Genomic DNA, 26,160 nt, shown 5'->3' with positions numbered 1-26,160 from the left:
TTATCCCTTTGATTTCCTCATGTAGCCAACTTTCGGCGGAATCAGAGGGATTCCGGATAGGCATGAGCTTAGATCGCGCCGGCAACGCTGGCGGAGAATCCGCTAAGGCCGCCCATCTGCGGGCGTCCGACGGAGTGATACTCCAGGCCGGTTCCTTCGATCTGCTCTTTGGTATAGACGTTGCGGCCGTCGATCAACACCTGACGGCGCATGCTCTTCGCCAGCAGATGCAGGTCGATATCCTTGAACTGGCTCCAGTCGGTGAGGAGGCATACTGCATCGCTGCCTTCGGCAGCCTCTTCCGCCAGTCCGCACCAGCGGAGCTGCGGATGATCATATTGCGCCCGGAAATTCTCGGCGGCAATCGGATCATAGAGCTTCACAGTGGCGCCTTCGGCTACCAGCGCCTCAACGATTTCACGGGCAGGCGCCTCGCGGACATCATCGGTGTTCGGCTTGAAGGCGAGGCCCCAGATGCCGATGACTGCGCCGCGCAGGCTTCCAAGCGATTCATGCAGCTTGGAGATGATCATGAAGCGCTGGCCTTTATTGACCTCGACCACCGATTTCAGCAGCTTGAACTCGTAGTCCACGTTGCCGGCAATCTGGATCAGCGCATTGGTGTCTTTCGGGAAACAGGAGCCTCCATAACCGATACCGGCCTGCAGGAAGGTAGACCCGATTCTCCGGTCCATTCCCATGCCCTCGGCCACCTCGGTTACATCAGCTCCCACTTTTTCGCATATATTGGCGATCTCGTTAATGAACGATATCTTAGTGGCCAGGAACGCATTTGACGCATATTTGATCATCTCGGCGCTGCGGATATCCGTGACGAATACATTGTCCGTGAAGCCCTGATGCAGCTGACGCATCATCGGCTCAAGCTTAGGATTATCGAGTCCGATCACGATCCGGTCGGGATGCAGCGTGTCGCGGATCGCGGAGCCTTCACGGAGGAACTCAGGGGCGGAGACAATGTCGAAGGGATGATTCGTGTGCGAAGCGATCAAATTGCGGATTTTCTCATTGGTGCCTACGGGTACGGTCGACTTGGTCATGATGATCTTATAGCCTTCCATCGCCTGCGCAATTTCAATGGCTGCCCCTTCGATATATCTTAGATCCGCTTCACCGCCCGGCAGTGAGGGAGTCCCTACGGCAAGGATGACGATGTCGGAACGGCGGACCGAATCCTTAAGATCGGCCGAGAAGCTCAGCCTCCCCTCGCGGAGATTCATTTCAATCAGTGCCTCAATACCCGGCTCATAAATTGGGGATTCCATCCGGTTAAGCTTCTCGATCTTCGCCTCATCCTTATCGACACAGATGACATGATTTCCATTAAGGGTGAAGCATACGCCCGAGACAAGACCTACATAGCCGGTACCGATTACTGCGAGTTTCATACAATCATCCTCCTTTTAGGAAATTGACGTAGGCCTGTTCCACATACTGCTTGAACTGGACCATAAACGCCTGCTCATCAAATTTACGTGCATGGCCCATAATCTGCTCGATATCCCACGCATAGGATTCTGCCTCATCAATAGCCTGGAGCAGATCATCAACTTCCTGGTGCTGGAAGAACACGCCGTTGACGTAAGGAATAATCGTGTCCAGCGCTCCTCCGGCCTGATAGGCGATGACCGGTCTTCCTGCAGCATTCGCCTCCAGGGGCGTAATGCCGAAATCCTCTTCTCCGGGAAAAACAAAAGCCCGGCACTGCGACATCAGCCCTGTCACTTCATCATCCTCCAGCCGGCCCAGAAAAGAGATATTATCCTTGGCCATGCCTTCCAGACGCTTGCGGTCCGGCCCGTCTCCCACGATGTACAGCTTCACGCCGTTACGGTTGAACGCCTCTACCGCCAGATCGATCCGCTTGTAGGAAACCAGCCGGGATACGATCAGATAGTAATCTCCAATGGTAGGGGAGCTGGTGAAGCGCGCTGTATTAATCGGCGGGAAGATGACATCGGAATCCCGGTGATAATAATTCTGAATCCGCGTCTTCACGACGGAGGAGTTGGCTACAAACTGATTTACATTTTTGGAGGTACGCTGATCCCAGTTCTTCAGCCGCTGCATATACACCTTGAGCAGTCTTTTGAATAATCCGGAATTCGACTGCCGCTCCATGTAGGTGTCATAATCCCAGGCGAACCGCATGGGGGTATGGCAGTAACACAGATGAAAGGTAGACTCGGGCACCTGGATGCTTTTCATAAAAGCACTGCTGGAGCTAAGGACGATGTCATACCCGCTGAAGTCCAAATCGCGGACGGCCATGGGATAGAGCGGCAGCACCCCTTTGAAATTCCGCTTCACGCCGGGGATTTTCTGCAGCCAGGAGGCCCGGATATCCGCATCTTTGAGGTTATCGGTCAGGCGGCTTCCGTTAAAAACCGTTGTGAAAATCGGAGCATCCGGATACATGTGATGAAAAACCTCCACCACTCTTTCCGCTCCGCCCATTTGGATTAAGTAATCGTGCGCTATCGCAATTTTCATGTGAATCATCCTCAAAGTTTTATGGAGCAGCATCATCAAGCAGTGAACGCATGGTAGAAACGGATAGTGAAGCAAGTCTTAAGCATTGTCCAAGCGCGAGAATCAGGTAACCGCCAGCAGACCTTTGTAGTAAGCGACGATATCCTTGACCGTATTCTCGATGACAAAATGCTCTTTCACCCGTTTCATTCCATTATCCGCCATCCGTCTACGCTCTTCGGGATGGTTCAGCATCCAGGTGATGGAGTCTGCAAGTACAGTAGCATCTCCCGGCTGGATCAGCATTCCTGTTACGCCAGGAACTACAATCTCAACCGGTCCGCCTTCATTGGAGGCAATCACCGGCAGTCCAGCCGCCATACCTTCGACGATGACCTGGCCAAACGGCTCGGGGGTGATCGACGTGTGAATCAGTAAATCGGCTTTGTTCATAAGTCCTTGTATATCATCTACATGACCCAGCAGGCTGACATTGGTAATGTTGCCTTGCTGCATCTGCTGAATTAATTCCTGTTTGTATTCCTCTTCCCCGAACAGCGCGTCTCCGGCAAGCCAGAACTTCACCCGGCTGTCATTCTTGAAGGCCTTGGCGGCTTCCAGTACAATATGCTGGCCTTTCCAGTGAGCCAGACGTCCCACCAGCAGGACGTTGAAGTCCTTCTGGTCCCGCTTGCCGATCCCTTCACCGATCGCTTTGGCAAAAGCGGAGTAAACAACCAGCGTCTTCTTCGACCGCGGCAGCTCCAGCGCATTCAGCGTGGAATGGGAATTGGCGATGACGCCGTTCGGCAGCAGGCGTGACAGCAGCCGGATCGCCTTGGCGACAACCGGCTTCAGGTACGGGGCTCCGATATGGTCCCGGATATGCCAGATCAGGGGCACCCCGGCTTTTTTGGCAGCCACCGCTCCGTAAAATGCCGATTTCAGCGAATTGGTATGCACGCAATCGACCTTCTCCTCTTTGAGCAGCGGAGCGAGCTTACGGCCGTAGGCCAGCAGCTTCATTGCAGCCGCCGGGGCGCCGAGGTTCACGGCATTGCGTCCGCGGCTGCGGATGCTCTCATCCAGCGGGATAATGCGGACATCAATGCCCTTCTCCCGCAGCCGTTCGGCCAAAGTGCCTTCTTCCGCCAGAATCACCAGCGGGCTAATCTGTTCACCGATGTTGGTGAGAATGTTGAACAAGGCAACCTCTCCGCCGCTCCATTTGGCGGTGTGATCAATATAAGCGACTTTGATCATCCTACGCTCACACCCTTTCCCAAAGTTTCGAGGAATACGGACTCCACTTGATCGCCTACATGCTGCCAGGTATATTTCTCCAGCACATGATTCCGGCATTCGTCACGGCCCGGCAGCAGCTTGCGGTTGCTCAGCATATGAATCATGCCTTCCGCCATATCGTCGCTGCTCGCACTCTTGAACAGCAGCTCCGGCCGGAAGCCCTGCAGAATCTCCTTGTTGCCGCCGACCGGAGTCGCCATCACCGGAAGTCCGGAGGCCAGCGCCTCAACGGTGATCAGGCCGAAGCCTTCCAGCGCCTGCGAAGGAACGACGAACATATCCGCCGCCTGATAATAGGAGGCCAGCTCATGATCGGGAATATAGCCCAGGAGCCGGACCTTGTTGCCCAGTCCGTAATCGGCTATTTTCTCTTCGAGCTCCCCGCGCAGCGGGCCTTTGCCTCCGATCAGCAGAATCGCGTTCGGGAACCGCTCGGCGACCTGCTTCCAGGCTTCGAGCAGCTGCAGCAGCCCCATCCGGTTCATCAGCCGCCGGACCGTCAGCACGGTAGTTGCACCTTCCGGCAGATTCAGTGTCCGCCGGATCGCCAGCCGGTTGGTGGAAGGCACGAACCGTTCCACATTGGCCGCACCCGGAATGACGATGATCTTGTGCAGCGGCACCCCATGCAGATCATGCAGCATATTGCGGAAGTATTCGCTCAGGACAATGAATTTGTCCGCCAGCTTGTAAGCCTTATGTTCAATCGATTTGGCAATCGTTGTTTTCACCTTGTGCTTGATGCCTTGACCTTCGATCTTCATCTCTTCATTCCAGGGGCCGTGGAAGGTCATCACCACCGGAATGCCCCGCTTCTTCGCTTCAATCGCCGGCCCGATGCCGTAAGGTGCGAAGTGGGTATAGAGGATATCAATCCGCCCGCTGCCGTCTCCCATCAGGTCCGCCGCCTTGCGCTGGAAGGCATCCTTGCGTTTCCAGATCGTCTCCTTGGGATCACCGGCGTTGTGGATGATCAGTTCCTTCGGGGTAGCAGGTGTCTCCTGACTACAGATCAGGGCATGCACCAGGTTCCGTGAGGAGAGCTGCTCACATACGGATTTGAAATAGGTGTTCAGTCCTCCGGGCTGTAACGAGGGCCAACTGAGGCCGGTCGTCATAATGTTCAATCCGTCATTGTACGACATAGCTTCTCTCCCCTTTGTTCTCCTTCTCGGTCTGGCCCATGGCATTATGCCGGGTCAGCTTGCCAGAGCTGTGTAATTCGTAATGCTTGAAGCCGACCATGAATTCATACATCACCCAGAATATCGATACCGCGAAGCCCGAAATCCCTTTTTTGAATAAGCCGTGCACGAAATACTTCTGCAGGAAACGTGCCGGCGGCCGCAGCAGCAGGTGGCTCAGTTTGAACGGCTTGCCGCTGGCAAAGGCGCTTTGCGCTTCCAGATCCGTGTATTTGTTGAACCGGGCCACGTGGTCGTTGATGCTGCGGAAGCCTTGATGCCACAGCGTTCCGTTCAGCTTCACCGTCCGTTCCTCGGATACCTCGGGCATCTCATGCACCAGGCTGTTGCGGATGCCGTACTCTTTGCGGTTATACAGCCGCACCAGGTACTCACCCTTATCCAGCCATTTGCCGAGAAAATCACCAATCCGGTATAGCGAGAACGCTACGGTAGCATCCGTAAGTCCCGGCTTGCGCTCCAGAATATCCCGCGCCAGCTCTTCACTGACCACTTCGTCGGTATCAATCAGGAAGACCCAATCATGGACGGCGCGTTCCACTCCGAATTCCCTTTGCTTCGCGTATCCGGGCCATGGGTTAACGTACACCCGGCATCCCAGGCTCTCGGACAGCTGGACCGTCCCGTCTTTGCTGCCCCCGTCGATTACAACCACCTCGTCGGCGAACAACCGGCAGGACTGAATTGCTGCGGAGATTCGAACTTCGTCATCCTGAGCAATGATGACCGCCGATATCGGGTAACTCCCCCGGCCGCCAAGCACGCTTGTCATTGAATCCATGAAGGTATCCTCCTTTTCCTGGTATGAGCGGTGTTTGTCGTCGTTTCCAGGACAGTTTGGGCTTCCGATCGCTGTTGTCTTCTGATTTCCTGATTAGGACCGCGGTAGCGGTAGAAATCAGAAGACAAAGGCGAACGCTGACGCTTCTTCCAGCTCCAAACTTCCTTTCAACTCCTCAAACACCGATCATTTGCTTGTTAGCAGATAAGCTGCTCGCCTCGTATTCTCGGCTCGCTGAATCAGTTACTTACCTGCTTACACATCCATAGGTTTCTTGCGAATATAAGAATTCATCGTCGTCTTCAGCCACTGAAGGTCCTGGGCGTTAATAAGCAGCCGCGGAAGCTTAACCTTCAGGTTGTATCTGATATTAAGAATAATGAACAGGAACCGCAGCACAGCCGAGGAGAGCATGGCCACTCCGGCTCCGAACAATCCGAACTTCGGCACCAGCAGGAAGAGCAGCGGAATCACGAGGATGAGGCCGACTCCCTGAAGGATGGATACGAACTTCGGCTTGCCCAGCGCCATGAATACCTGGGCCAGAATCAGGGTCCCTCCGCTGATGGTCACTTCCAGCAGCAGCAGGCGGAACACGGTAAGCGCCGTATTGAAATCCTTGCCGTAGAGCAGCGGGATGACAAACGGGGCAACCAGCATCAGGAACACTGCGCCTAGCAGAGTACAGGTAGTACTGATCCGGAAAGCCTTGAAGGTTAGGGCTATTGCTTCGTCCTTTGACATCTCGGAGGCTTTGGGGAACAGGACCACCGTAATCGAATTGGAGAAGAAGTTGACCATCCGCGACAAGCTTACCGCAACCGCATAGAGCCCCAGATCGGCCGGCCGGAGCAGCCCGGCAATAATGATCTGGTCTATGTAATAAGAGAACTGTCCAAGCAGATCATTACCGTAGGAGCCCATACCGTAAGTAAACAATCTTTTGAAGTTAAGATAGGCATCCCGCAGCTTTACTTTGTAGGTGCGGAGCAGCGAAACCGTCATTCCGATGAATAGCGGAACTGACGGGACCAGATAGGCCAGCGCTGTTGTATAAGGATTCATGTGTCCGGTCAGGATGAGTATCCCAATCGCGGCCAGGGTCAGCAGGGGAATCAGATAACGCAGCCAGTTGAAGGTTTTGTAATCGCCTCTGAACTGGAACGCCGCATTGTTGACCTGCGAGACCACAATCAGCGGACACAGGATCATCGACCACTGGGCGAAGACCACAACATCATGGCTGAAGGACTTCAGCCAATACGGGAGAACAATAATCCCGATGATCATGGCCATGGTCCCGAACACAAGTCCGATCAGCAGCGCCACCCTGTACAGCACTCCGGCTTCATCCGGGTTCTTCTTGGCGTTGTAGATCAGCGCCGAGGGGATACCGAAGCTCATGCTGAACGCCAGGAATTGTGACCAGTTCACCATAGCGGTCTGTTCCCCCCGCCCTGTCGGGCCGAGATACCGGGCGGTCAGCACACCGGTCAGCATATTGACCAGCAGAATCAATACGCTGACGAACATTGTTTTGACGGCAGCCGAGCTGTTGTCCTTACTCTTCGTGAAGCGCCGGAGGGAGGACCAGACTGTACTAGCGGGAAGTGATTTCGCGTTCAACTGCTGCATGTGGTATACCCTTCTTTCTGCTCTGAGTAATCTCTTTGGCACTGAGTCCGAGTCCGATCAGCATCCAGATCAGATAACCCTTGAGACCCGGAAATCCGTTATCCGATACCAGACTTACCACAGCCCCCATCCATGCCGCCAGCGACAGGCGGGCGTAAGGCTGAAGATGATCCTTGCTGGTTACTCTGACGGCAATCTCTTTAATGACGGCCCCCAGGGCTCCGAAAAAGAACAATGCGCCGAGTACTCCGAAGGTAAGCAGCAGTGCGATCACACCGTTATCCATGTTCCCGTATTCCCCAAGCTCCCCGCCGTTGCCGATCTTCGTCCCCTGTCCTACACTGCCGATACCCTGCCCGACCGGATTACCTGCCACCATCGGCAGCATGTTCGTCCACAAGCTGAGACGTTCATTGTAGGAATGATCCTCCTGCACCGAGGTGAGGGTCTCCATCCGGGCGACCAGCCCCTCTGCCCCCGGCAGCTTGGGAACAATCGTGAACAGCGCAGCTGCCACGAATACAAGCTGCAGCAGGGTTTTCCATTTGCCCTTGGATGGAGAGGAGGCAATGTACACCAGCAGCATTACCAGCAGGACCAGCCATGCGGAACGCACCAGCGTAGTCAGCAGGCAGACTACTACGAGCAGAACACCGATCCAGCGCAGCGTCCCCTGCCATCTTTTCTCCAGAATCATCGGGACCAGTGCGAAGACCAGGAAGGTTGCCGCCGGGCCCGGAGAATTCAGAGTGGAGAACACCCGGATCTCCAGGGGATACGGTGTTCCGATGGATATCATATCCGCGTTCCGCATCCAGAAGGCGTCCCACGGAGGAACCGTCAGATACTGTACAATTCCATACGCTGCAACCAGCACGGCGATATTGGCAAAAGCGTACAGCAGCCGGTCGATATCCTTCGGTTTGTACTGGGTTACCGCGAAGAACGGAATCAGCAGCAGCGGTACGATATAATTCGCCAGATCGTATACCGAGCCAATGCCGTTCTTCGCGAGGCCAATCATCGCGCCGTAGGCCAGCGCAATGGAGAACAGCAGAAGGATCCGGGTAGAGGATTTGCGGATCTTGTGAATCTCCTTCAGCACCGGAATGGCTAAGGTAGCTCCGGTGAGCAGGGGCGCCAGACTCAGCAGTGATACGGAGTGATACACGCCTTCATACCAGTCTGCGATCCGCCGCAGCTCCGGGGCAACCGCCCAGATCAGCAGCGTGTAAGGAATCAGCATCCGTGTATTCAGCAGCGCCAGCAGGAAGGCCGGGAAGAGGATTCCTGCCAGTATCACTCCCTGCAGACTATTCGATGAGCTGAGCTTCGCACTGGCGAAGCCGATCAGCAGCGGCAGAATCACTGCTGCGCCGCAGATCATGGTCATCGCTGCCGCTGACTTCACAGCTGATCTAGATGGAAGACTCAGACTGTTCTCATCCCTGCTTAGCATCTTCATTCCCCCGCCTCCCGTCTCCGCCGCTTCTCGTTTATTGCGATTTGCTGTTCTTCACTTTATCCCGCTTGCGCAGCTCCTTGAGGAGCAGCACCAGGAACTGGGCATCATCGACCAGGTATCTTTTCCATAGACGGCCCGGCTCCTGACTGAGCCTCCACAGCCATTCCATTCCGGTTCTCTGCATGAAATCCGGAGCCCGTTTGACCGAGCCTGACAGGAAGTCGAAGGTTGCGCCCACACCGATCGAGATCGGCGCCTGATAAGAGGTATAGTGACGGTATATCCATTTCTCCTGCTTCGGCGCTCCCACGCCTACGAACACAATATCCGGCTGACTCTCGGTCAGCATCTGGATAATCCGCTGGTTCTCTTCTTCGTTGTGCTCAAAGCCGTAGGAAGGAGAATAGCAGCCGACAACATTGATACCCGGATAAGCTGCTTTCAGGTTCTTCGTCGCCTGCTCCGGCACGCCTTCCGCTGAGCCCAGGAAGAACAGCCGGTATTTCCTTTGTTCAAAAGCATTGCCCAGCCTGCTGAACAGGTCCGCTCCCGATACCTTTTGCTTCAGCGGCTTACCGAGCATTTTGGAAGCCCAGATGAGCGGCATTCCGTCTGCCACAACAGCTCCGGCTTCGGAATAGACTTCCTGGAACTCTTTGTCCTTGCGGAGCTTGATCACATGATCGACATTGCATGTCAGGATGTAGGACTGATTCCTTTCCTGAATCGTTTTGTCAATGTAATCGAGCAGATCCATGAAATCATAGTTATCGAAATTGACATCGAACATATTCACTTGGTTCATCGTATCACTTCTTTTTGTGGGGAATCGGCCAGCTGTGAAGATCGATACAGGCAGTTCAGGTACCAACAGAACGGAATGATGAATTGGACCGTCGACAGCGTGTTATCTGTAAAAGAGTAGATCAGAAACGCTGCTATAAAGAGCAGATAATAAGGTTTGACCGGCGGTGCCAAAGCCCTGTACACCAGAAGGAACACAGCCAACAAGGAAAGCAGCAGCAGGATTGCGCCGAAATACCCTCCATCGAAGTAGAAGCGGATATACTCATTGTGCGGAACAACAAACCCTTTGTAGAGCGATCCGTCATTCGCCACCGTCACCGCTCCAAGACCCCGCCCCGCATAGGGGGAATCCTCCGCTTTGTTCAGGAAGTACTCCCAGGCTTCCGCACGCCCTGACAGGTCGACCCCCGTTTCCGTCGTACGTTCGAAGGAACGTTTCTTGATGTTATCGAGCTGCAGGTATACTGCCGAGGTGATTACCAGCAGCGAGCACAGCAGCGGGATCAGGAATTTCGTTTTGCCTTTTAAATACTGCCGGGAGATGTCGTAGAAATAATAGAGCACCATCAGGACCAGTGCCAGGATCGGCCCCCGTGTCCCGGTTCCAATGAGGATCAGGAAATTCAGACCCAGCATTGTGTAGTAAAAGCGGATATGCTGCGGGCTTCGCTTAATTTCAATGAATGCGATCGCGACTCCCATGAAAGCCAGCATAGCCAGATGCGCCGGAATATTCGCCCCCTGAATCCGTACTGCGCCGGTGAATTCGATGTCGAGTAAGGAATGCAGATGAGCCGCCTGCAGCACCACTCCGGCTAATACACTGACCAGCGGCAGCAGGGTGATGATGCGGATTTGCTTCTCAGCCACCTCCTTCTTCCAATTGATAAGCAGGAATACGAAGGGCAGCGATAATCCGATAAAAGCTTTGACTGCAATCGATGAGCTCATCTCCGGCAGCCAGATGGAGAAGGTGAAGGTGATGAAGACCAGCGCCAGCATCGCCCACAGGGGCTGGCTGAGCCGGAACTTCAGGCCGTTGACCAGAATGCACGGCACCAGCAGCATCAGGATAACCAGTTTGTAGAGTGAGAGAATCTCAACACCGAACATACTGCCGCTGAACAGGAAGTTAATCGAGACTGCGGTGGTCAACAGAACGAAGTAGCTGATCAGTTCCGGACGGGAGATGGAGACGAACAGCAGCATAATCAGGAGTACAGCAGCTACGGCTATGACCGGCTGGTAGATGACCGCTGCCCCCAGGAATAATGCGGACATGAGATAGAGCATTCCGTATGGCAAAGCGTTTATTTTGGAGCCCCATTCAAAATTAGTCATGTCACGCACTCCCCTCACCCCGCTGCGGATTCCCTCTTCCGGTTCCAAATCATATGGAGAGTTCCGCGAATACTCTCCAGCCGGCATTTGTTCAGCAGCCTTCTTCCCTGACTGCGGGAGAGAATGGAATCTGCCAGAATGTACATCACCTTGGCCCCTGTTTTACCCAGCAGCAGCAGGTTGCCCTTCATCCCTTCGCTTTTCATCGCGTTCGAGATGCCTTGGCTGTAATAACGTTTCATAATCCAGTCTTCCGTCAAACGGTTAGCCGGTACGAAATGATCCACCGCCATCTCCGGATGATAGAGAATGGAATGCCCCTCCTGCTGGATTTGGCCGAACAGCCAGGTCTCTTCACCGGAGAGCAGCGAATCACCTTTTCTCCCCAGCTCCAGCGGAAACAGGCTGATGTCGAACACGATCTTGCGCATCGCCATATTGGCTCCGCAGGGGTGCAGACGCTTCGGATATTCCCTGATCCGGTTGCCCAGATCAACTATGGTATATGGAAGCTCGAATGGCTTAATCAGCCATTCCGGCCGTTTGCTCTCGAAGATCGGAGCAATTTTACCGCCCATGGCCATCACTTCCGGCTTCTGCTCAAACGTACTGACGATCGTACTAATCCAGGTCCGGCAAGGTATCGCATCATCATCCAGGAAGGCGATGAGCGGCGATTTGGAAGCCAGAATCCCCGTATTCCGGGCCGCCGACAATCCTTGCACCGGCTCCAGAAGATAACGGATATCCATATCAGCACCATAGGTATCAATAAACCTCCGGATGGCTGCTGCCGTATCATCCTTGGAACTGTTATCCACTACGATGATTTCGGCCTGGTCCAGATTCTCCAGCGGAAGCAGCGAATGAAGAGTCTTGACCAGCAGAGCCGACCGGTTGTAGGTGCAGATGATAATGGAAATCTTAGGTACTTCTCCGTGTACAAGCATCGGCATTCACCCAATTCCCATAATTTTAATAAGCATTTTTGGAGCCGAGCAGCATCAGGCCGGTTTTGACAATGATCTTAAGATCCAGCATAGTGCTGCGCATGTGGATATAGGTCAGGTCCAGCTGGACCATTTCGTCAAAGCCAACGCTGTTTCTGGCATTAACCTGCCAGTACCCGGTGCAGCCCGGTGTAACCATCAGCCGTTGTTTGTCATACTCCGTATACTGCGCCACCTCTTCAACGAGCGGGGGACGGGGGCCGACCAGACTCATATGGCCCATAAGCACGTTCCAGAGCTGAGGCAGTTCATCAATACTTGTCTTGCGCAGGAATCTTCCTGTCCGCGTGATGCGGGGATCATTCTTGATCTTGAACATTGCGCCGCTCACCTCGTTGTAGGCCATCAGATTGGCCTTCAGCTCCTCGGCATTGGAGACCATGGATCTGAATTTGTACATAGGGAACAGCTTCTCATCCTTGCCGACCCGGTTCTGGCGGAAGAATACTTTGCCTTTAGGATCCTCCAGCTTGATTAGGACAGCCACCACCGCGAACAGCGGCAGCAGTACGAGAAGGCCAAGAGCGGAGAAAAAAATGTCGATAATCCGCTTCAATACCAGATAGGAATCCATTTCCTTACTTCCTTCATTGGCATGCAGCATGTAAAGTTTCGGCAGGACGGCCTCATAGTCTTCCGGCAGTTTTTGCATGCTCATCTCTCCTCATTCCTCCTAAATATTGTTGGTTCAGCTGCTCAGTGTGGTTTGTCCGGCCTGTTTCAGCCATTCCGACATTGCATCCATAACCTGATAGCGCAAATCTTCACTCTGGAGAGCAAATTCCAGTGTGGTCAAAATATAACCGAGGCGTTCACCAACGTCATATCGCGTACCATCAAAGTTATAAGCATATACCCGTTCGCTCTGGTTCAGCTTCTGGATCGCGTCCGTGAGCTGAATTTCGCCGCCCGCGCCTTTTTCCTGAAGGTCCAGATACTTGAAGATCTTCGGTGTGAACACGTAACGTCCCATAATTGCCAGGTTGGAAGGAGCTGTTCCGAGCGGAGGCTTCTCCACGAAGTTGTTAACCCGGTAGAGCCGTCCGTCCTGCAGATCCGGTTCAATAATCCCGTAGCGGTTGGTGAATTCATCAGGGATGATTTGAACACCAATCACTGAATTCTGTGTTTCTTCATACTGGTCAATCAGCTGCTTCAGGCAGGGGACCTGTCCGGTTACAATATCATCGCCGAGCATAACGCCGAAGGGTTCATCCCCGATAAACCGTCTGGCACACCATACGGCATGGCCCAGACCTTTGGGTTCCTTTTGCCGGATATAGTGAATTTCCACTTTTGAGGAACGCTGTACTTCTTTGAGCAGCTCCAGCTTACCGTCTTCCAGCAATCTGGATTCGAGTTCAAAGGCATTATCGAAATGATCCTCAATCGCCCGCTTTCCTTTACCGGTTACGATGATGATGTCTTCGATCCCGGAAGCGATCGCTTCCTCCACGATATATTGAATCGTTGGTTTGTTGATAATGGGCAGCATTTCCTTAGGCATCGCTTTGGTTGCCGGAAGGAAACGTGTGCCTAACCCGGCTGCCGGGATTATTACCTTTTTGACCTTTTTCATCACACATACCTCCCAAAAGTTTCATTCACCTTGCCGCTTCAGTACATTATTTGGTCTGGTTCATCGCAATTCCGAGAATTCTTACACCTGTCTGTTCTATAAGAGCCTTCAGCTTGCGGAGAGACTCACGCTTCGTCCGGCCATGTCTGGCCACGATGATTACTCCGTCTGAGAGCGGAGCCAGAATACGGGCATCACTGAATTCCACCGCTTGCGGCGAATCCAGCAGAATCAGATCAAAGCTGGCTTTCAGTTCTTCCAGCAGGGCTGACATCTTGTCGCTGCCGAGCAGATCCGGGGGACTGACACTGGTAATACCGGCAGGAATTACAGCCAGATTAGCCAGACTGCCGTATACGGCAATATCTTTGGTTTCCTCATAACCGGCCAGATAAGCGGCCAGCCCTTGGCTTCCTTCTACCTCGAACACACTGTGCAGTCCGGGCTTCCTCAGGTTGCAGTCTACAACGGCAACCTTCTTGCCGTCCTGGACAAAGGATACGGCCAGATTGGAGAGAATCGTTGTCTTGCCTTCCCCGCCTTCCGCAGAAGTGAAGAGCAGCACCTGTCCACCATTGCCCTTCAGCAGACCGAGCTGGCGGATGTAGGTACGCAGCGAGCGGAAGGACTCAGAGATATGCGAGGACGGGTTAATGTCCGTAATCAAACTTCTATTCAGCCGTAACATAAGCGCCCTCCCCTACTCTTGCCTTGGCATTTGCCGCCTTGCCCAAATCACGTTTACGGATTGCCGGGATACTGGCAATAACCGGAAGGCCAAGATCAAACTCTGCTTCCTTCTCGGATCTTAATGTACCGTTCAGCGTTTCCATCAGCAGGATGATTCCTACTGCCGCCATCAGCGAGACTACAAAGCTGATGATGATGTTCATGGTAGAACCGCTATTGACCGGTCCAGGCTGATTTGCCGGGTCCGCCGGGGTCAGGAACGTTACATTGTCCAGATTCATCAGTGCCGGCAGGCTGCGGATGAATGTTTGTGAGACCGCGTTTACGATCGTAGCTGCGGTGGCGTAATCCTCATCCTGCACACTCAGATTAATTACTTGGCTTTTCTCTGAGGATTTGATCTGCAGCTTGGCAGCAAGTTGGCCTGCCGTCAGACCGAATTCCGGATGCTCCGCGATCACACTCTTCATAATCGTTGGTGACTTCATGATTTCCTTATAGCTCTCGATGAGGTTAAGACTGAAGTTGAGTGCGTTGAGATTGTTGCTCTCGGGAACATTTACGACGTTGTTGACCAGTAGCTGTCCAGAGGCGGAGTAGACGGGGACAACGAAGTTTTTGCTGACATAGAAGGTGGTGGCGCAGGAGATAAGCACGAACACCGTGATTAACCATAATCTTTTTTTAATCAGGTTAATGTAATCCAAAATCGTCTTTTCCACAGTAACCCTCCTTCCGCATGTGTTCATTTTGAAAGCAATCATGAAAATTTCAGAACTCTTGCTTTTATTCTATCAACGCACAACATTTGTCACATGCCTCATAGCATCCCTTTACACTTCACTTTCGTGTGATGCCGTTTAGTCCCTAAGAGGGTAGAGATGGTATACTTTAGTACCATATGGCTGGTAATAACTAACAGTATCCGGTAGCGTTACCTACTTCACGTGTCACTTCATGCTTTTGAAAGATAAAGAAACTGTTCAGAAACTGTTCAGATGCCCTTGGTAGGTTAGGGACCAAAGAACACAAAAAAACACGGACAACATTGTCCGTGTTCATTAACCATCCATTATGAGGTTACCTTAGTCGTACGACATCTCGTATTTGGTAAGCCCAACCGCGTTGGCATATAATGCCGCCTGCGTCCGGTCCGCTACCTGAAGCTTCGCCAGAATCTGGCTGACATGCTTCTTGACTGTGAATTCACTGATGAACAAGCGGGAAGCGATCTCCCGGTTGCAGGCCCCCTGTCCAAGCTCAATCAACACTTCCTTCTCTTTCGGTGTCAATTCATCCGTTGGACTGTTGCCGCTCATCCGCATCTTGTCTTCCATCAGGCCGGGATCATAATACTTTCTGCCTTTGTGCACCAGTTGAATCGCAAACAGCAATTCCTCCGGCAAAGCTTCCTTCAGCACGTAACCGTCTACCAGCACTTCTTCCGCCTTCAGGAAATCCTCCCGGCTTGCGGAGGACGTAAGCAGAATGAACTTACTGGCAATTCCGCGTATACGGGCTGCCTTGATAATGTCCAGACCGGATTCATCGGCAAGCTTCAGGTCAATCAGCACAAGATCAGGCTGTATCTCTTCTATAACGAGAAGAGCTTCCTGGCCATTCGTAGCCTCACCGGCAAACTCCAGATTAGACTGCATTGAAATCACAGCAGCCAATCCTCTTCTCACCAAAGGGTGATCATCAACAATGACGATTTTCACTTGAACGACCTCCTGCCTAAAGTTTATGCATTTTTTAGTTCAGCCACACCGACAGGGATTGAGATCAAAATTCTGGTGCCTGCATTCTCACTGCTGGACAACTGGAAGTCACCGCCAAGGGACTGTGCCAAATATTGCATATTCTTCATTCCCAGTCCGCCGGTGTTATCCTCGGACTCGGTCCAGATCAAGTCCGTATCGAATCCGACGCCATCGTCGATAATCGATAGTCTGATCCATTTGGGCTTCAGGGACAATTCAACATCCACCCGGCTGGCCGCACCATGACGTATGGCGTTGCCTGTCGCTTCGGAGATAATCCGGAAGAGCGCCTTGTGGTAAGGATAAGGGAGACTGAAATCATCCCCCGTTATTTTTAGTTCAATCTCCACATCATTGAGCCGGGACAGGCTCTTGAGATGGGAGCGCACCATGCCAAGCCAGCTGGGGCCGCCGCTCTTCTTGGAGCTGAGGCTGTAGATGGTGATCCTGAGTTCCTTGGCCACCTTGGTGGCTGAATCGTGGATCAGCTCAATTTGCTCCTCCAGCTCGCCTTCGGACATTTTGCGCCAGGACTGCTTCAGGGAATGCGTAGCATATACAATGCCAAAAAGGCTCTGCGATACACTGTCATGCATTTCATCGGCTATCCGGTTCTGTTCGTTCGTGATGATTAGCCGGTTCTCGATCACACCCAGCTCATGGCGCTCAAGAATAATCGCACTCAGCTCCGACAGGAACATCAGCTGCTGGATATACCATCTGCGGCCTTCCAGCCCTTCCGAGGATTCCAGCCTCACGCCGATCATCCCGACGAAACGTGTGCTCATCCTTACCGGCATCAGCAGGAAATCTCCAAGACCCGGCAGACTCTTGAATACCGGTTCCCGCTGCAGCCTCCATTCATGCTCATGCTTCTCCAGCTCCATGAACAGAAACCGTTCTTCCTCATGCTGCCAGCCCGTCTGCCGGCTCTCCGGAGCGGGCTCCCCGCTCTTCTTCGCGAACCAGAACAAGGCCTTCTCCAGCTTGGTAAGCTTTACAACGTAGTCGGTAATGACTTGGCCTATGTTCATGAAATCATGCTGGCTCGATGTTTCCACGATGTGATAAAGCGACTTAATATGTTCCATGGTATCGTTGGTCCGCGCGTTTGCTTCCTCCCGTTGCCGCTTTATCCCGTTAACCATTTGCATAACTATAACCGCAAGAGCCAGGGCTAGAAACATGTTGCCATTTGCAAGCACGATTTCGGAGAAAGATTTCCCCGCAGAACCGGGGAGAAAATAACATAGCGCGGCAACGATGCCGAAATACCCGAGAAGCAGGCTCCATGCAAAATAGTATGATAGCGATCCAGCAGCAATCAGGACGGGACTCAGCACATACAGCTTAAACGGGCTGTCATATCCCCCTGTAAGTAGCGTCAATACAATGATTCCCGCCAGCTCTATACTGATAACGAGCATAAGAATACGCGGTCTTGCACGAAGCCTCCGGTAATAGTAAGTGAATACTTGAGCAAATAAGAATAGCACAATGATTAGTAGGGATTTGTATATTACGGAAGGCCCCGCAGGAACCATGAGGAACATAAACGATGTGAGGGACAAAGAAATGGTTCTGTAAAAGGCGATCATTCTGTCTTCGGCTGTTGCTTTAATTTTCATCCCACCACCCTATTCTCCAGTTTGTGGAAAATTCGAGCTTATTCTAAGCTATGTTTAAAAGCATCATACATGAGAAAAATCACAATAACAAGTTTCGCTTTTTAATGACAGCGTTTACTTTTAAAATAAAAAGCATGTCATTAACCTTTTTTTACAAATTCGCACTCAGTTATATCCATAATTCCAAATAATAGCGTATTCATGGTTAATCGATGAATCCTGCACAAGACGAACAGCCTGTCCCCCTGGAGGGACAGGCTGTTCGTTATATAATATTCACTACCGTCATGATCATTCTGTCGTCTGCAGTCTACTCAGTCACCGCCGGCAAGGCTACTTGCTGCTCGGCCCTATTACATATGCAAATCTGGTAACGCTGTTCGCCAACGATATGATACCCGGTGGACAGAATACGTAAGGTATGGTTTCTTGCGTCCACCTTATGGAGACTGCGGCAACTGATGCAGTAATATTCTCTCATGGCTTCATCTCCGGCATAGTCTAGAAGAACTATTCAAAAAACTGCTAATATGTTCTAAATCATATCACTGTCTTTTTCTGCATGTCAACAATAATCTGCAAATTACGACATATATCCATAAATAAAGTAGAATTATGTCGGTTTTTATACATTGCTGCGGCAGTTCTGCGGAGAAATGCCCATATATTTCTTAAACAGCCTTGAGAAATAGAAAGAATCTCTATAATGAAGCATCCCCGCGATTTCCTGCACCTGCAGGGAAGTGTTGAGCAGAAGATGTTTGGCTTCTGCCATTTTGAGACGGTGGATATATTCATGCAAGGGGTAACCGCTGCTTCTGCGAACCGTACGACGGAGTGTGGACATGGAGATGTGCAGACCTGCAGCGATTCCAGGCAGCTCAGGCTCCTCATAGATGCAGGCATTCAGCGCTTCGCGTATATGAGACATAGGTTCTGCCTGCAGGAGCCGATTATTGCCCTGGATACGCAGTGAACATTCCAGCAGCATCTCTTCGAGCTTCAAGGCCGCCCGGTCCGCATCTCCGGGAGCCCCGCCGTCCATTAGACCCAGAACTTCTTCAAACAAGGCCGTAAGTCCCTGCACCGCATTCGCCTGACAGACAGCCCCTCCGGCTATCATTCCGGTCTCCAGCCATTCCGTGACACGGCTTCCGGCGAAATTAATATAGTATTCATCCCAATACCCTCCTGAAGGCGGTCCGAAACTGTAGCTGCAGCCGGGACGAAAAAAGAACAGGCTCCCTTCGCGGACCTGCTGCTCCTTGCCTCCGTTCTCACTATACGAACCGCCTCCCGAAACTATGTATACGAGCGCCCAGTGCTCGAACACCACACCTGAACGAAAAAGCGTTCTTCCCGGCAGATGACCCGCTTGCCCTATCCGTATCGACTTCAGCCGGAGCCTCGAAGCTTCCACCTTGGGATCGATAATCCGGATCGGATAGGGACTGATCATATAATCCATGAGCTTGGGCATACATTGCATTCCTCCACCTGTTTAGGAGTGTTATGGTTGTAATGAAGATGATCATATTCTACATGAATAAGAGGTGTCCACGCTATGCCTGAAATCCGTAATTTACAGCTGCTCCCTTACCCCCAGCAGGTCACAGTATCCCAGGGCCTGTTTCTCCTTCCGGCCAAGGGAAGTATTGTTCTGGCCGGTGAGAGGAATCAAACCGCACTCCCGGCAGCCCGCAAGCTTCAACAGATTACTTTACAGGCGGTTCAGCTACGTCTGTCTCTGTCAGTGGGGATACGCCCTTCCACCGTTTCCGCGTTTACCTTCAGCTATAATGCCCTGCTGGCGGCCGGAGCCTACGAGATTCACATTGATGAACACGGAATCACCGTTGCCTATGGCTCACCGGAAGGCGCTTATTATGCGGTTGGAACGCTGAAGCAGCTGCTGGAGCAGTATGGCAGAAGTATTCCCCAGCTGGTTATCCGTGATCAGCCGGACTTTGCCGCCAGAGGACTCATGATCGATATCAGCCGCAACAAAATTCCCAAGCTGGAAACCCTGTACCGGATCATTGATCTGATGTCCGATCTGAAGCTGAATCAGTTACAGCTATATATAGAAGGAGTTCCATTTGCCTATGAGTCTTTCCCGCAGGTCTGGGAGCTGGAAACGCCCATTACCGGTGAGGAAATTCTGCTGCTGGATGCCTACTGCCGTGAGCGTTATATCGAGCTGGTGCCTAACCAGAACAGCTTCGGCCATATGGAGGGCTGGCTGACCCGTCCTGAATTCAATAGCCTGGCCGAAATTCCCGGGGGCTTCATGCTCCCTGATCATATGTATGACAGCGATCTGTATCCCGATGGGCTGTTTATGCATCCCGGAACCTTCGATACGGAAGATCCGCAAGTACTGAAGCTTCTGGGCACAATGTATGATGACCTTCTTCCTTACTTCCATTCGCAGCTATTCAATGTCGGATGTGACGAGACCTATGAACTGGGACTTGGCAAAAGCAAAGCGAAGGCCGACTCCGAGGGTAAAGGCGAGCTCTATCTCTCTTTCCTGGAGAAAATCCACGGGCTCGTTACGGAGCGCGGTAAAACCATGCAGTTCTGGGGTGATATCATTATCCAGCATCCGGAGCTGATTCCCCGCCTGCCGAAGGATATTATCGCCATGGAATGGGGCTACAGCGCCGCTCATCCGTTCGAAGCGGATACCCTGAAATTCCGTGAAGCAGAGATTCCGTTCTATGTCTGTCCGGGAACCAGCTCCTGGAATTCACTTACCGGACGGACCGACAATATGCTGGCTAATCTGCGCAGTGCGGCAGTCCACGGCAAACGTAACGGTGCGATCGGCTACCTGATTACAGACTGGGGCGATTTCGGCCACTGGCAGCATCTGCCGGTCAGCTACGCCGGATTCGTATACGGGGCTGCACTGGCCTGGAATGTGGAGGGCAACCTTGAAGCGGATGTTGCCGAATACCTGAACACCTCCATCTTCCAAGACCGCTCCGGAGCCATCGGGCAATTACTGCTCGATCTCGGAAATTATTATACCTTCGAATCCGGAACCCTCCGCCCGAATGATACGGAAATGTCCATGCTGCTGCGCAGCAGTCTGGATCATGTGCATCTGGCAGAGAAGCTGACCGGAGAGCAGCTTCAGCAGCTTGAGCATTACATCGCCGGCATAGAAGCAAAGCTTGAAGGGCTCGCCCTGGAATGCGATGATGCCGGTCTTGTCGTAGAAGAGCTAAGCAACGGGATTCACTTCGTGAAGCATGCCGTGCAGCTGACCCGGCTTAAGAAACAGATGGCCGGGGCAACGCCGCAGATTGATGCGGCACTCGTTCAGGAGCTGATCCATGATCTGGATCTCCTGCTACATCATTACCGGCAGCTATGGGCCCGGCGCAACCGGCTCGGCGGCCTGGAGCACAGTGTGTCGAAGCTGGTCCGCCTGCGCGGAGAGTATGTTGCGCTTGCAGCCAAGCTCAGTGAGGCTGAAGTACAAGGATAGAGTTAGTCCCAGGACTACACACGCGCTTAGTGTGATCAGAACAGGTAAGCGCAAAAAAATGTTGTAAGAATTACAGCTTTAACCTCCTGATAGGCGGGCTTTTAGAAGGAATGTTGTATGGAATACAACAATTCCCCCGCTAAGCCGGTTGGAAGAGGAGAAATGCTGTATTTTCTACAACAATCTCCGGTTAAGGGTTATATATCTCGAAGAATGTTGTATTTCGTGCAGGAATTCTGATCGAAGTTGTACTGGAATGCGGTACCTAACCATTCATGATCTCTAAACAAACGAGTCCCTATCCACAATAGTGGAATTGGGACTCGTTTTTTACTACATCCGGAACTTCCCTGATACTGCTCCGCTCTTCCATCCGCCACCCGCCAGTTGGTCACTCCGCCGCCCAAGGCTGAGTAGTTGAAATGACGGTCTCACCGCTTGCCGCTGCCTGCTCCATCAGCAGCGCCAGATATTGATCCTGGCTGCCCTCGGCCAGACTGTAGAATGAAGGGCCTCCCTCTACATGCCGCTGCATTCTGTCCAGACTCTCGGCGATAGCAATTTCTTCCTCCGTTAACCGGGCAGGAATAAAGGGATTGCGGTACAGCCACTCCCCGTCCCCCATAATCCCCCTGAGATATAAGCCCTCCAGGTTCCCGCCATGACCGGCATCAATCCGGCGCAGCTTGCTGTAGACTGGAGTGTCATAGCTCTGCAGCCAGGAGACTTCATCGTTCATCATCTCTCCACGTTCTCCCCGGACGAGCACCCGGCCAGCGCGAATCCAGGAGAAATACTGGTCACGGGTGAAATCATAGACCCCCAGCTTGCCGCCGAAATCCAGGACAGCCAGCGTTTGCTCGGTCTGCACCAGCTCCTCGGCAGCCGGAGGCCCGCTGCGCTGCGGGCCGTTAATAATAGAAGAACCGAAACGCTGTGCACGGATACTCACATTCTCGAAGCGGAGATCCAGCAGCTGCCGGATCAGGCTGATCCCGTGATATCCATGGGCCGCTGACACCTGCGCCTGACTGATTGTTCCGAGGCGTCCTGAGCGGGCCAGCCGGATCCGGGCTGCATGCATCGGCTGGAACATATACTGCTCGGCTATCTGGATAACGGCTGAACGGTCCAGCGCATTCCATAGCTGAGTGAGCTGTTCCAGATCCGGCGCCGGCGGGGTTTCCGCCAGGAGCGGGATCCCTTCCGCCGCTAGTCTAATGATGAAGTCTTTACTGGCCTCCCGCTTCAGGCAGATAACAGCAAAGGAATAGCCGCCTGCTTCAATAAACGTATCGATTGAAGTATATACTTCCACTCCCCAGATTCTCTTCAATTCTTCCGCTTTATCCTTATTACGGACGTACATTGCCCCTACGGCAAAGCGCTCCGGAAGTGCTCTGGCGATCCGCAGATAGAATTCAGCCCGCCAGCCTCCGCCCACCAGTCCGAACCTGATAATATCCATGCTTAACATTCTTCCTTTCTGCACTGCTCACATAGTCTTATTCCGTTGCTCCAGCCCTTCTCCCGGCCTGTAATCTCTCCGGTTAAATAGTCCGTTAGACCCCCAGGGACCTCATTTCCAAAATTGGATTGAAATAGGCTGAATCTAGGACTATAATCATGACAAATACCCACTTTTTTCCTAATAGTAGAAGAACAATACATTGTTGACAGGAGACAAGCCTATGGATTGGCTTCATGATTACGAGGACGAGCTCCGCTTGGTTTTTCAGGAGAGCTGCACAGTTATCTCAGCGTTTCCCGAACCGCTTAATGCCCAAGGCCTGTCCTATCTTGATCAGTTTAACGTATTTAGGGCAGGAAGCCACAAAAATTACATATGTTATCTTCTCCCCTTCTGGCTGCAGGACAGATGCGGCCTGAGTATCCCCCTGACCCGTCAAATGTCGGTCGGCAACGTCTTCTTTATGCTCTACTTTTTCCTCCAGGATGATCTGATGGACAGTAATGAGCTCTCCGCTGCACAGGCACTGCCGCTGGCCAATCTGCTCTATGTCGAGTTTCTGAATATTTACCGTCCACTTTTCCCGGCGGATTCCCCGTTCTGGTCATACTTTGGCCGTTATATCTCGGAGTGGGCAGACAGTGTAAGCGGTGAAGCCGGCGGAGATTATTTCCTGAGGGACCGCCTCCGCATCTCCCACAAAGCCAGTCCGCTTAAGCTTACCAGCACGGCGGCACTGCTGCTCTCAGACCAACCCCACCTGATAACCGAAGCTGAAGAGATGATTCATGGCGTACTGCTGACTTTGCAGATGCTTGACGACTATGAGGATTGGGAACAGGATTTGGAGGAGGGAAATTACAATTGCCTGCTGTCTCTGGCACGCTGCCATGGGGAGGATGAAGGAGTACCGCCCACTAAATCATCGGTGAAGGATTTTATTTTTACAACAGGCGGACTTGCTTCGTATGCGGGGACAGCTCTGGTTAATCACAGCACACTGGAAGCCTTCACGCTGGAGCTTCCCCATCTGTTATCCTTCCATCAGGTGCTGGTGAAGAACCTGCAGCATATGGCCGCAGCGATCGAAGCCGAGAAGCAATTATTGCAAAGCGGAGGGCTCAATTATTGGTTAACCAAAAATATGAATATTTTATAAAATATATAAAAAAGCAATAGAATTATAGATTGGCCTATGTTATGCTTATCAGGAAAATATAACCATATTGAAAGGGTGATTGTATTGTCAGACGCAATTCTTAAGAATCAAGTGATTCAGAAGGCCTGGGAAGATCCAAGTTTCAAACAGAGACTACTCACAGATCCGAAAGCAGCCCTCAAAGAAGTGCTCGGCATTACCCTTCCTGATAACATTACACTTAAGACAGTAGAGGAAGGCTCCAATGAGTTCTATCTCGTTATTCCTCCAAGTCCGGCCTCCGGAATGATGAAGACTAATGTCTCTGCGCTCGGCATCTGGTAACTTTCACTAATGAAATCATGTTAATAGGGAGTTGGAATCATCCGGACCTTCTGCACGCGGCAGAATGGTGATGGATTCGGTTCCGGCTCCTTTTTTGCTCATGAAGCGGATTTCCCCCTCCATCGCCTCGATAATACGGAAGGTAACCATCAGTCCAAGACCCGTACCTTTTGTTTTGTTGGAAGAGAAATACGGTTCACCCAGACGGCTGAGGACCGCAGGCTCCATCCCCGCCCCGTTATCCTTAATATGAATGTATACTTTATCCCCTTTACCATAGGCCAGCAGGTGGATCGCGCCGTCTTCTCCCAGTGATTCGATACTATTCTTGATAATATTGATCAGTGCCTGCTTGAATTTGGACGAGTTGCCCTTAACCCATAAGCAATCCTCAACATCCAGAATCATCTTGCCTCCATTTAAATGGCACAGCGGCAAGAGTATGCTCTGGATATGCTTGAATTCATCGTTCACGTTAAGCAGGGAAACCTGCTCAAACTCCGGTTTGGCAAAGGTCAGGAAATCCGTGATAATACTCGCTGCACGGTCCAGTTCACTGAGTGCCATGAACAGATATCTCCGCTCATCGCCGTTCGACTTCTCGCTGAGCAGCTGGAGGAACCCCCGGGTGACCTGAAGCGGATTGCGCACCTCATGGGCTACAGACGCTGCCAGCTCGCTGATAATCTCCATTTTCTCCGAACGCTGCAGTTCATTGTTGAACAGCTCCAGCTCACGCGAATATTTCACCACCTGCTGATGATTCTGCGCCAGCCGCCGGCCCAGGATGACGATCAGCGACAGAATGAATACAACCAGCGCCCATTTCCAGTAGAACAGGTCATAATTTCCGCCCTTAACATAATACCAGACCAGCTCCGAGGCCCCGGTTAATGCTGCAGTACCGAAACCAATGGCAAAAATGATGGCATCCTTATTACGCTTCAGGGAGAATATGATCACGCAGGCGATTAGCAGAATGAATTGCAGGATCATGATGATCCCAAGAATCTTAGTCGAGACAAAATAGTAGAATTCCAAAATCCGGTCGCCGGAAAGCGTATTAACAATCAGACAGAGGATGCAAAAAAGGGAGTAAAAGGACTCGAATTTGCGGAACGAGCGGATGATGCCAAATTTGCCGCCGCCGAATATTTTCTCAAACAGAAAGGTCAGGGAAGGCAACAGCGACAATAGCGCCACGTCAAAGAACACCACGCTGACCGGTCCCAGATAACTGTAGAAGGTATATGTAAACGGTGAGTAGGTAATAGACAGCACTCCGGTGGAGGCTATCACTATGGCTAAGGAAGCTGCAACCGGGAAGTACTCCTTGTTCAGATAAAATGAGCAGACAAACAGGACCACCGCCACGAACACAAAGGCGCCGCCCAGGATCACATCGATAAGTCCATTTTTAATATAATCCTTGATCAAAACACTATGCTCACCGACCACGATCTTATCCTTGATTCCAATCCGGTCCTTCAGGGTTTCCGTCCAAATATACATCGTTTTGCCGTTGTCCGTCATATCCAGAGGCACAAGCAGCGAATAATTATCCTTAATAAAGCTGCGGTCGCTCTCGAAAATCAGCCGCTCTTCCACGTACACTTTGACATGCAGGGCATAGATCGCATCAATATAGACGGAAGGGGCAGCGTAGCTATATGAGGGCAGTGTTAGCTTCGTCCAGGCAGAGGATACCCCGGAAGGCAGCTGTGGCATCACAGTCTTCGCTTCGACCTCCATCCATCCCTCCGTTTCCCTCAGAGGAACCTTCCGCCCGCTGTCTCCCGGACCCTCCTGCCACTTCAATTGCCAATGGCTGATCTCGCTGGCAGGGTAATAACTTTGCGCCGATACCAGAAACGGCCCACAGGTTACTGAGAGCAGAAACAGTACCAAGGTTATATGTAAACTTTTGAATATCAAAGACATGCAAGCACCTCAGAAGAAAGTTTCAGAAACAAAGTTCTGTTAATGTTAGTATTTCGCTCCGCCC

Annotated in this window: 22 protein-coding genes; 3 read left to right on the top strand and 19 right to left on the bottom strand. The window is 52.1% G+C overall.

The features are described from left to right. Nucleotides 1-68 precede the first annotated feature (68 nt). The 17 genes from QW71_RS20785 to QW71_RS20705 form a co-directional block, all read right to left on the bottom strand. A complete protein-coding gene (locus QW71_RS20785) occupies nt 69-1,409 on the bottom strand; it encodes a UDP-glucose/GDP-mannose dehydrogenase family protein (protein ID WP_039303021.1) in 1,341 nt (446 codons plus the stop codon). 4 nt (nt 1,410-1,413) lie between these two features. Continuing rightward, nucleotides 1,414-2,514 (bottom strand): glycosyltransferase, encoded by a 1,101-nt coding sequence (locus tag QW71_RS20780; RefSeq protein WP_039303017.1) that lies wholly within the window; start codon nt 2,512-2,514, stop codon nt 1,414-1,416. A gap of 102 nt (nt 2,515-2,616) precedes the next feature. Continuing rightward, nucleotides 2,617-3,756, bottom strand: a complete 1,140-nt coding sequence (locus QW71_RS20775) for a glycosyltransferase family 4 protein (protein WP_039303014.1) — start codon at nt 3,754-3,756, stop codon at nt 2,617-2,619. Next, nucleotides 3,753-4,943, bottom strand: coding sequence for a glycosyltransferase family 4 protein (locus QW71_RS20770; protein WP_039303012.1), 1,191 nt, complete (start codon nt 4,941-4,943; stop codon nt 3,753-3,755). Before QW71_RS20770 ends, QW71_RS20775 begins: the two co-directional genes overlap by 4 nt. Further along, nucleotides 4,930-5,784, bottom strand: a complete 855-nt coding sequence (locus QW71_RS20765) for a glycosyltransferase family 2 protein (protein WP_039303007.1) — start codon at nt 5,782-5,784, stop codon at nt 4,930-4,932. Before QW71_RS20765 ends, QW71_RS20770 begins: the two co-directional genes overlap by 14 nt. A 255-nt stretch (nt 5,785-6,039) precedes the next feature. Then, nucleotides 6,040-7,419: an oligosaccharide flippase family protein gene (locus tag QW71_RS20760; RefSeq protein WP_039303004.1), complete on the bottom strand. Its 1,380-nt coding sequence runs from the start codon at nt 7,417-7,419 to the stop codon at nt 6,040-6,042. Next, nucleotides 7,385-8,884: an O-antigen ligase gene (locus tag QW71_RS20755; RefSeq protein WP_039302999.1), complete on the bottom strand. Its 1,500-nt coding sequence runs from the start codon at nt 8,882-8,884 to the stop codon at nt 7,385-7,387. The genes QW71_RS20760 and QW71_RS20755 overlap by 35 nt, the downstream gene beginning before the upstream one ends. Before the next feature lie 31 nt (nt 8,885-8,915). After that, entirely contained in the window at nt 8,916-9,689 is a 774-nt protein-coding gene (locus QW71_RS20750; protein ID WP_039302998.1) for a WecB/TagA/CpsF family glycosyltransferase, read from the bottom strand. After that, complete coding sequence (locus QW71_RS20745) at nt 9,686-11,032, bottom strand: O-antigen ligase (protein WP_039302995.1); 1,347 nt, start codon at nt 11,030-11,032, stop codon at nt 9,686-9,688. The genes QW71_RS20750 and QW71_RS20745 overlap by 4 nt, the downstream gene beginning before the upstream one ends. A 14-nt stretch (nt 11,033-11,046) precedes the next feature. After that, nucleotides 11,047-11,988 (bottom strand): glycosyltransferase, encoded by a 942-nt coding sequence (locus QW71_RS20740; RefSeq protein WP_231637773.1) that lies wholly within the window; start codon nt 11,986-11,988, stop codon nt 11,047-11,049. 19 nt (nt 11,989-12,007) lie between these two features. Next, nucleotides 12,008-12,700 carry a sugar transferase gene (locus QW71_RS20735; protein WP_039302991.1) on the bottom strand — a complete coding sequence of 231 codons (693 nt, stop codon included), beginning with the start codon at nt 12,698-12,700 and terminating at the stop codon, nt 12,008-12,010. A 30-nt stretch (nt 12,701-12,730) separates the two neighbouring features. Beyond that, nucleotides 12,731-13,621, bottom strand: coding sequence for a UTP--glucose-1-phosphate uridylyltransferase GalU (galU, locus tag QW71_RS20730; protein ID WP_039302988.1), 891 nt, complete (start codon nt 13,619-13,621; stop codon nt 12,731-12,733). A 46-nt stretch (nt 13,622-13,667) separates the two neighbouring features. Then, nucleotides 13,668-14,309, bottom strand: coding sequence for a CpsD/CapB family tyrosine-protein kinase (locus QW71_RS20725; protein ID WP_039302985.1), 642 nt, complete (start codon nt 14,307-14,309; stop codon nt 13,668-13,670). Further along, the gene (locus tag QW71_RS20720) at nt 14,293-15,033 is read right to left on the bottom strand and encodes a YveK family protein (RefSeq protein WP_039302983.1); all 741 of its coding nucleotides are present in this window, start codon (nt 15,031-15,033) and stop codon (nt 14,293-14,295) included. Before QW71_RS20720 ends, QW71_RS20725 begins: the two co-directional genes overlap by 17 nt. A gap of 363 nt (nt 15,034-15,396) precedes the next feature. Further along, nucleotides 15,397-16,032 carry a response regulator transcription factor gene (locus tag QW71_RS20715; RefSeq protein WP_039302980.1) on the bottom strand — a complete coding sequence of 212 codons (636 nt, stop codon included), beginning with the start codon at nt 16,030-16,032 and terminating at the stop codon, nt 15,397-15,399. A 23-nt stretch (nt 16,033-16,055) separates the two neighbouring features. After that, nucleotides 16,056-17,702, bottom strand: a complete 1,647-nt coding sequence (locus tag QW71_RS20710; RefSeq protein WP_039302979.1) for a sensor histidine kinase — start codon at nt 17,700-17,702, stop codon at nt 16,056-16,058. A gap of 625 nt (nt 17,703-18,327) precedes the next feature. After that, nucleotides 18,328-19,182 carry a helix-turn-helix domain-containing protein gene (locus tag QW71_RS20705; protein WP_039302976.1) on the bottom strand — a complete coding sequence of 285 codons (855 nt, stop codon included), beginning with the start codon at nt 19,180-19,182 and terminating at the stop codon, nt 18,328-18,330. 84 nt (nt 19,183-19,266) lie between these two features. Between QW71_RS20705 and QW71_RS20700 the strand changes: the two genes are divergently transcribed. Further along, on the top strand, nt 19,267-21,201 hold the full coding sequence (locus QW71_RS20700; RefSeq protein ID WP_047013884.1) for a glycoside hydrolase family 20 zincin-like fold domain-containing protein: 1,935 nt from the start codon (nt 19,267-19,269) through the stop codon (nt 21,199-21,201). Between the two features lie 391 nt (nt 21,202-21,592). Here QW71_RS20700 and QW71_RS20695 read toward each other — a convergent pair whose 3' ends face one another. Next, nucleotides 21,593-22,669 carry a Gfo/Idh/MocA family protein gene (locus tag QW71_RS20695; RefSeq protein WP_052770111.1) on the bottom strand — a complete coding sequence of 359 codons (1,077 nt, stop codon included), beginning with the start codon at nt 22,667-22,669 and terminating at the stop codon, nt 21,593-21,595. A gap of 223 nt (nt 22,670-22,892) precedes the next feature. Between QW71_RS20695 and QW71_RS20690 the strand changes: the two genes are divergently transcribed. Next, the gene (locus QW71_RS20690; RefSeq protein WP_039302971.1) at nt 22,893-23,831 is read left to right on the top strand and encodes a hypothetical protein; all 939 of its coding nucleotides are present in this window, start codon (nt 22,893-22,895) and stop codon (nt 23,829-23,831) included. An 84-nt stretch (nt 23,832-23,915) separates the two neighbouring features. Beyond that, a complete protein-coding gene (locus QW71_RS20685; RefSeq protein ID WP_039302970.1) occupies nt 23,916-24,155 on the top strand; it encodes an NHLP leader peptide family RiPP precursor in 240 nt (79 codons plus the stop codon). 15 nt (nt 24,156-24,170) lie between these two features. On the opposite strand, the gene QW71_RS20680 is transcribed toward QW71_RS20685, so the two are convergent. Further along, nucleotides 24,171-26,090 (bottom strand): ATP-binding protein, encoded by a 1,920-nt coding sequence (locus QW71_RS20680; RefSeq protein WP_373604785.1) that lies wholly within the window; start codon nt 26,088-26,090, stop codon nt 24,171-24,173. Nucleotides 26,091-26,160 lie beyond the last annotated feature (70 nt).

The organism is Paenibacillus sp. IHB B 3415, assembly GCF_000802655.2.
GTDB classification, from domain to species: domain Bacteria; phylum Bacillota; class Bacilli; order Paenibacillales; family Paenibacillaceae; genus Paenibacillus_AQ; species Paenibacillus_AQ phytohabitans.
Note: the sequence above shows the minus strand (reverse complement) of the source record. Positions and strands in the feature narration are given on the sequence as shown.

Excerpts from the sequence above, each read along its gene's own strand:
- QW71_RS20750 (WP_039302998.1), bottom strand. The coding sequence starts at position 9,689 with ATGAACCAAGTGAATATGTTCGATGTCAATTTCGATAACTATGATTTC.
- QW71_RS20785 (WP_039303021.1), bottom strand. The coding sequence starts at position 1,409 with ATGAAACTCGCAGTAATCGGTACCGGCTATGTAGGTCTTGTCTCGGGC.
- QW71_RS20725 (WP_039302985.1), bottom strand. The coding sequence starts at position 14,309 with ATGTTACGGCTGAATAGAAGTTTGATTACGGACATTAACCCGTCCTCG.
- QW71_RS20765 (WP_039303007.1), bottom strand. The coding sequence starts at position 5,784 with ATGGATTCAATGACAAGCGTGCTTGGCGGCCGGGGGAGTTACCCGATA.
- QW71_RS20780 (WP_039303017.1), bottom strand. The coding sequence starts at position 2,514 with ATGAAAATTGCGATAGCGCACGATTACTTAATCCAAATGGGCGGAGCG.
- QW71_RS20770 (WP_039303012.1), bottom strand. The coding sequence starts at position 4,943 with ATGTCGTACAATGACGGATTGAACATTATGACGACCGGCCTCAGTTGG.
- galU (WP_039302988.1), bottom strand. The coding sequence starts at position 13,621 with ATGAAAAAGGTCAAAAAGGTAATAATCCCGGCAGCCGGGTTAGGCACA.
- QW71_RS20760 (WP_039303004.1), bottom strand. The coding sequence starts at position 7,419 with ATGCAGCAGTTGAACGCGAAATCACTTCCCGCTAGTACAGTCTGGTCC.
- QW71_RS20695 (WP_052770111.1), bottom strand. The coding sequence starts at position 22,669 with ATGGATATTATCAGGTTCGGACTGGTGGGCGGAGGCTGGCGGGCTGAA.
- QW71_RS20755 (WP_039302999.1), bottom strand. The coding sequence starts at position 8,884 with ATGAAGATGCTAAGCAGGGATGAGAACAGTCTGAGTCTTCCATCTAGA.
- QW71_RS20690 (WP_039302971.1), top strand. The coding sequence starts at position 22,893 with ATGGATTGGCTTCATGATTACGAGGACGAGCTCCGCTTGGTTTTTCAG.
- QW71_RS20740 (WP_231637773.1), bottom strand. The coding sequence starts at position 11,988 with ATGCCGATGCTTGTACACGGAGAAGTACCTAAGATTTCCATTATCATC.
- QW71_RS20745 (WP_039302995.1), bottom strand. The coding sequence starts at position 11,032 with ATGACTAATTTTGAATGGGGCTCCAAAATAAACGCTTTGCCATACGGA.
- QW71_RS20735 (WP_039302991.1), bottom strand. The coding sequence starts at position 12,700 with ATGAGCATGCAAAAACTGCCGGAAGACTATGAGGCCGTCCTGCCGAAA.
- QW71_RS20705 (WP_039302976.1), bottom strand. The coding sequence starts at position 19,182 with ATGCCCAAGCTCATGGATTATATGATCAGTCCCTATCCGATCCGGATT.
- QW71_RS20700 (WP_047013884.1), top strand. The coding sequence starts at position 19,267 with ATGCCTGAAATCCGTAATTTACAGCTGCTCCCTTACCCCCAGCAGGTC.
- QW71_RS20775 (WP_039303014.1), bottom strand. The coding sequence starts at position 3,756 with ATGATCAAAGTCGCTTATATTGATCACACCGCCAAATGGAGCGGCGGA.
- QW71_RS20710 (WP_039302979.1), bottom strand. The coding sequence starts at position 17,702 with ATGAAAATTAAAGCAACAGCCGAAGACAGAATGATCGCCTTTTACAGA.